The sequence below is a fragment of the Telluribacter sp. genome, assembly GCF_035998675.1.
GTDB lineage: Bacteria > Bacteroidota > Bacteroidia > Cytophagales > Spirosomataceae > Telluribacter.
Map to the genome: position 1 here is coordinate 1 of NZ_DASYHI010000004.1, position 5,506 is coordinate 5,506.

The window sequence follows — 5,506 nt, forward strand, 5'->3', positions numbered from 1 at the left end:
TTGTCAGCAAGGATTTCCTGGATAACTTGCCAGGCGGAATCAGTCAGGTCTGTGGGGTACATCTTTGGTCGGATTAACCCACAAGATAGGCTGATTCTGCCTTTTTTGACCCTTTATACCTTATTTTTAAACAGGTTCTAAGATTAACTACAAGTATGGAATTGTGTGGATACGTTTTTTAGGTACCCATGCCGAATACGATAAAATAGATGCGGCCAGGATTTAATCAAATAGCTCATGAATATTAAATTAATAAAAAATGAAAATGATTATCAACTGGTCTTGCAAAGGCTGGAAGTGATATTCGATGCAGAGCCAGGTACACCGGAAGGTGATGAATTAGAAGTAATTGCTTTTCTCATTGATTCTTATGAAAAGGAGCACTTTCCAATCGGTAAACCGGACCCGATTGAAGCTGTAAAGTTCAGGATGGAGCAGCTGGGAATTAAGCAAAAAGAGCTAGCAGAAGTTCTAGGTTATAAAAGCAGAGTAAGTGAAATACTAAATAAAAAAAGGAAGCTCACCCTGGATATGATTAGAAATCTTCATAAAACTTTAAATATCCCTACAAATGTATTAATCCAGGAATACTAGATTTTCTACTCCTGAAAATCAATACTATTTTCGCCTCTCACTCATTTACAAAATCTTTATTCAAACTGAAAGGCAAAGTAGGTGCAGGGCCTGGAACCGGTGTTTCGGATGGCGTGGGGTACCTGCGACTGCAGGAATATAATATCACCCACTGCGGCGGGTGTCCATTTTCCATCAATACTTTCCTCGGCTTGTCCCTCAATAAGAAGCAGGATTTCGGCGGCCCGGTGCGTATGGGGCGGGTGGCTCATGAGCCCTGCATTAAGCGTCGTGGTGTGCATCTCAAACCGTTCCGAATGCGCAGTGGCCCGGTCAAATACATTCCTGCGGCCACCTTTGTCGTGGGTTTTGTATTCCAGGTCCTTCCAGTGTTTTACAAACGAACCACCGGCCTTAGTACCTCTTTCGGGTTGGGGACTGGCCGACTCGTACCGCATGATGTAGTAGGTAACGGGCCCGGTACTCCTGTTCTCAAAGCCGTGTCTGTCGCCGGGCATGAACAGGGCTATGCTGCCCGCTTCAAGCAATTCAGTTTTTCCATTAAAGGTAATAGTGAGCCGACCTTCCTTCACAATCACCAGTTCTTCGTCGGGGTGCGCGTGCGCGTCATGGGGAGCCTGACCGGCCTCCACGGTAGTTGCGTGGATTTTCAGGTGGGTAAAGTGCGGGGTAGCGCCTTCCAGCAGCACCCTCTGCTCCGAATTGGCCTTCCTTGAAACCGGCGCCACGTCCCAGCGATAAACCGCAGAAGGTACCTGGGCGTACTGGGCATTAGCCGTACCTGCTACTAAAAAAAACAGAAGTAGTAAGTACCGGTAGGAAAAAGGAACATGGGGTTTCATCTGGAGCCAGTTTACATGTATATGCAACCAAAGGGAAAGATGATTGTTCTCCTACTTGTTTTACTGCTTTATTCAAAAAAAAGTGTATTATCTTTAAGCGGCTAATTTTTAATTGAGAATCAACTCTTCATCGAATAACTTTCAACCCATGTTAAAACATTATCAGGCCATTGGTCTTGCCGGACTGCTGGCCCTTATTCAGGCTTCCTGCACAAGTACCAAAGTACCACAGCAGGCAACCTCAGCAACCCCGACTAAAACGGAGACGGCCGAAAGGCCAAGAGCCGTCGCCCGAGTTGGCATGAAAAGTTACAGTGAACTCATTACCAAAGACGCAGTAACTGACCAGGGGCTGTTTACAATTCATAAAGTAGCCGATAAGTACTACTACGAAATACCCGACTCCTTACTCAAACGCGATTTTCTCTGGATCAGCCGGTTTGCCAGCCTGCCTTCCGGCCTGGGCGGGGGGTACGTTAATGCGGGTTCTTCGGTCAATGAACTGATGGTAGAGTGGCAGAAATTCGGGGAAAAGATCCTGTTAAAATCAAAATCGTACGGTTCGGTTGCTGCGGACTCGCTACCGATCAATATTTCGGTGCGGGCCAATAACTACCAACCTACCATTTATGCCTTTGACATTGCCGCCTTGTCCAAAGATTCCTCCGCTTACCTGATTGACGTAACGAAGTTTTTTACCAGCGACGTAAAAGCGTTCAGCGGACTGGACCCCGACATGCGGAAGAACTATAAAGTGAGCAGGCTGGATGAAAGCCGCAGTTTTATTTCCAGCGTCAAAAGTTTTCCGCTAAACATTGAAGTCAGGCAGGATTTTACCTATGACGCCGCCGAGCCGCCTTCCAACTCGACCACGGGTGCCATCAGCGTGTTGATGAACCAGTCGATGGTACTGCTGCCGAAAGTACCTATGCAGCCCCGCATCAACGACTACCGGGTAGGGTACTTCAACATCCGTCAACTGGACTACGGCTCCGAAGCCCTGAAAGCCGACGAGAAGTCGTACATACGGCGCTGGAAACTGGTACCTAAGGATATGGCTGCCTACCGTCGGGGTGAACTGGTAGAACCCGTAAAGCCCATTGTGTACTACCTCGACCCGGCTACGCCCGCCAAGTTGCGTCCTTATATCAAAGCGGGCGTGGAGCAGTGGCAGCAGGCTTTTGAAACCGCTGGGTTTAAAAACGCGATTATTGCCAAAGACCCGCCCACACCCGAAGAAGATCCGGATTTTAATCCGGAAGATGTGCGGTACTCGGTGGTAAGGTACGTGGCCAGCACCACCCGCAATGCCGTTGGGCCCAGTGTGTCGGACCCCCGCTCCGGTGAGATCATCGAAAGCGACATTATCTGGTACCACAACCACCTGCGCTCGTACCGTAACCGGTACCTGCTGGAAACCGGTGCCGCCAACACCAGCGCCCGCACGCTCGATACCCCCATGGAAGACCTGGGCGAAATGATGAAGGAGGTAATTACCCACGAAGTAGGTCACGCGCTGGGGCTGCCCCACAACATGAAGGCCAGTGCAGCCTATCCTACCGACTCCCTGCGTTCGGGAAAATTTACCCAGCAGTACGGTATTGCCGCTACGATTATGGACTACGCCCGCTACAACTACGTGGCGCAGCCCGGCGACAAGGAGGTCCGGTTTGTGCGTCAGTTGGGGCCATACGACCACTACGTTATCAACTGGGGGTATCGCTACCTGCCGGACGCCCGAAGCGCCGAGACGGAGGTACCTACTTTGGCCGGATGGATCAATGAAAAAACCGGCGACCCGATCTACCAGTTTGGTAGTGGCAGTGGCGGTTACGATCCCGAGAGCCAGACTGAGGGTATAGGGGCGGATGTGGTGCAGGCAAGTACCTATGGTTTAAAGAATTTAAAACAGGTAGCGCCCAAATTGTACGACTGGACCGCCGCCCAAACCAACGACTACGACGACCTGGAAGAACTGTACGGGGAGATGCTCGCGGTTTGGAGCCGGTACATCGGCCATGTGATAACCAATGTGGGAGGTGTCCACGAAAACCGCCAGAAACCCAACCAGGAAGGATTTATATATACCCCGGTGGCGGCAAAAACGCAAACCGCCTCGCTGGATTGGATCCTGAAAAATGCTTTCTCTTCGCCGGCATGGCTGCACGAAGCGAAAATTTCCCGCAACATTCACCACGCCAACTACGTGGAGGGTATCCGGAGTCTGCAGGTGCGCCACCTCAACAGCCTGCTTTCGGCCGACCGGATGGCCCGGCTGATGGAAAACGAGGTGAATGAAGTACCTTACAATGCCCTGACCATGGTGCGCCAGTTACAGCGGGGGGTCTGGAGCGAAGCGTATACCGGTGGGAAGATTGATATTTACCGACGCAATCTGCAGAAAGCCTACCTGGACCGGATGAACTTCCTGCTCAACGAAAAACCCGCCAATAGCCGCACCAGCACGCCGGTCGAGATCAGTCAGTCAGATATTCGGTCTATTGTGAGGGGGGAGCTTTTGAAGTTACAGCAGCAGTTAAAAAGTACCCAAAGCCGCTTTTCCGACGACCTTTCCAAGTACCATGTGCAGGACGCACTGGTCAGAATTGAAAATATTCTACATCCGGCCAAAGGATAGTAAGGGGCCCCTCCGTCAGGAGGGGCTTTTTTTGTTGCAGTGTTTTTTACTTTAAAATCTCAGTAAAGTTGACGCTAAAAAAACGTCAGCTACATTGGTTAAGTACCTGATCTACCTTTGTTAAACCCAAAATTTATATATCCTGAAATATGAACAGAACCTACCTTTTTGCCTGGCTCATGCTATTCGTTCCCATGCTGGTACAGGGACAAAGTACCCGAAACGCCAAACAGGAACGGGCAATCATTGCCTTAATCGACAACTACTCATTAGCAAGAGAAAAACAGGATACCGTTTTGTTGAAAAGTATTTTGACCACCGACATTGACCAGCTGGTGTCTTCGGGAGAATGGCGTGAGGGGATAAAAGGTTCAATGGCCGGCATGGTACGAAGTACGGATACGAACCCCGGAACCAGAACGCTGAAAGTGGAAAGGGTACGCTTCCTGAATCCCGAAAGTGCCGTGGTGGATGCTCGCTACACCATCCAGAATCCCAATGGTACCACCCGGCAAATGTGGAGTACATTTGTAGTAGTCAGTCAAAAGGGTAATTGGAAAATTACTGCCATCCGAAATATGCTTCCGGCTGGTACGAATTAAAAGTACTTTCGGTTGGTACTATTTTAGTGAATTAGAAGAGAAGAGTACTATCATTTTCCCTATGTATTGAAAACTCCCCAGTCCGTGGTGATGGCCCGCGGCTCGCAAGCCATTAGGCAGAGGCCTTCGGAAATAAATTAAATACATGCGACTAATAGAGTACAAGATCTAATAGTTTATTGAAGTAATAGGGGCATCTATTTACCTCAGGTGTTTATTACAATTGAGGTAATATTTATAATAAAAAGATTTTTACTCAGGAAACTTAACGTTTAAAATATCTTCAAAGTACAATTTATCGTTTCCATTTGTCCATACACTGAAAGTTTTGTTACCCTTTACTGATAGACTTTCTTGGCCTCCTAAAAAGCCTAAAACACCTTTGATGACATAGTCGTCTTGAATATTTACAATTTTAATTGCTGTTTCTGTTGACCTTCCGTTGCCGGTTGAGATTATAACTTCGAGTAGTTTTGTAAATCTTGGTATCAGGTTCTGACTATCAGGTAAGTTGTTGTTTCTTATGCAGGTACAGGTATGTAATAAAACTGTCAGATCCAGGGGACTACTTTTAAGAATATTTATTCCAATAGGTACTGCCTGCTTACAGTTTCCCTTCGTAATATATCTAAAAAATGGTTTCATCTGTGGGTTTGAATATATTTTGAACGGTCGGTAACCCTCTGCATTGAGATGGTCCGGTTTATCGGCACAGTAAACTTGCTTAACTTAGCAAGACTATGCAGTACGTAAAAAAACGTCGGAAGTACGATGCAGATTTCAAAGCAGAAGTGCTCAAAATGTTGGCTAATGGTCAGTCCGTTGCCTAC

Annotated in this window: 6 protein-coding genes; 4 read left to right on the plus strand and 2 right to left on the minus strand. The window is 47.9% G+C overall.

Annotated features, from left to right (window positions below; translation table 11 throughout):
• Positions 1-142 precede the first annotated feature (142 nt).
• Both VGN67_RS01250 and VGN67_RS01255 read left to right on the plus strand, forming a co-directional pair.
• Positions 143-226 (plus strand): type II toxin-antitoxin system HigB family toxin, encoded by an 84-nt coding sequence (locus VGN67_RS01250; RefSeq protein WP_327484946.1) that lies wholly within the window; start codon positions 143-145, stop codon positions 224-226.
• An 11-nt stretch (positions 227-237) separates the two neighbouring features.
• Complete coding sequence (locus VGN67_RS01255) at positions 238-594, plus strand: helix-turn-helix domain-containing protein (RefSeq protein WP_327484942.1); 357 nt, start codon at positions 238-240, stop codon at positions 592-594.
• Between the two features lie 56 nt (positions 595-650).
• Here the strand turns inward: VGN67_RS01255 and VGN67_RS01260 are convergent, their stop codons facing one another.
• Complete coding sequence (locus VGN67_RS01260; RefSeq protein ID WP_327484943.1) at positions 651-1,436, minus strand: cupin domain-containing protein; 786 nt, start codon at positions 1,434-1,436, stop codon at positions 651-653.
• Between the two features lie 148 nt (positions 1,437-1,584).
• Between VGN67_RS01260 and VGN67_RS01265 the strand changes: the two genes are divergently transcribed.
• Both VGN67_RS01265 and VGN67_RS01270 read left to right on the plus strand, forming a co-directional pair.
• Entirely contained in the window at positions 1,585-4,074 is a 2,490-nt protein-coding gene (locus tag VGN67_RS01265) for a zinc-dependent metalloprotease (protein WP_327484944.1), read from the plus strand.
• A 149-nt stretch (positions 4,075-4,223) separates the two neighbouring features.
• Entirely contained in the window at positions 4,224-4,676 is a 453-nt protein-coding gene (locus VGN67_RS01270) for an SgcJ/EcaC family oxidoreductase (RefSeq protein ID WP_327484945.1), read from the plus strand.
• Positions 4,677-4,928: 252 nt separating this feature from the next.
• Here VGN67_RS01270 and VGN67_RS01275 read toward each other — a convergent pair whose 3' ends face one another.
• Positions 4,929-5,321 (minus strand): DUF4919 domain-containing protein, encoded by a 393-nt coding sequence (locus tag VGN67_RS01275; protein ID WP_414717277.1) that lies wholly within the window; start codon positions 5,319-5,321, stop codon positions 4,929-4,931.
• Positions 5,322-5,506 lie beyond the last annotated feature (185 nt).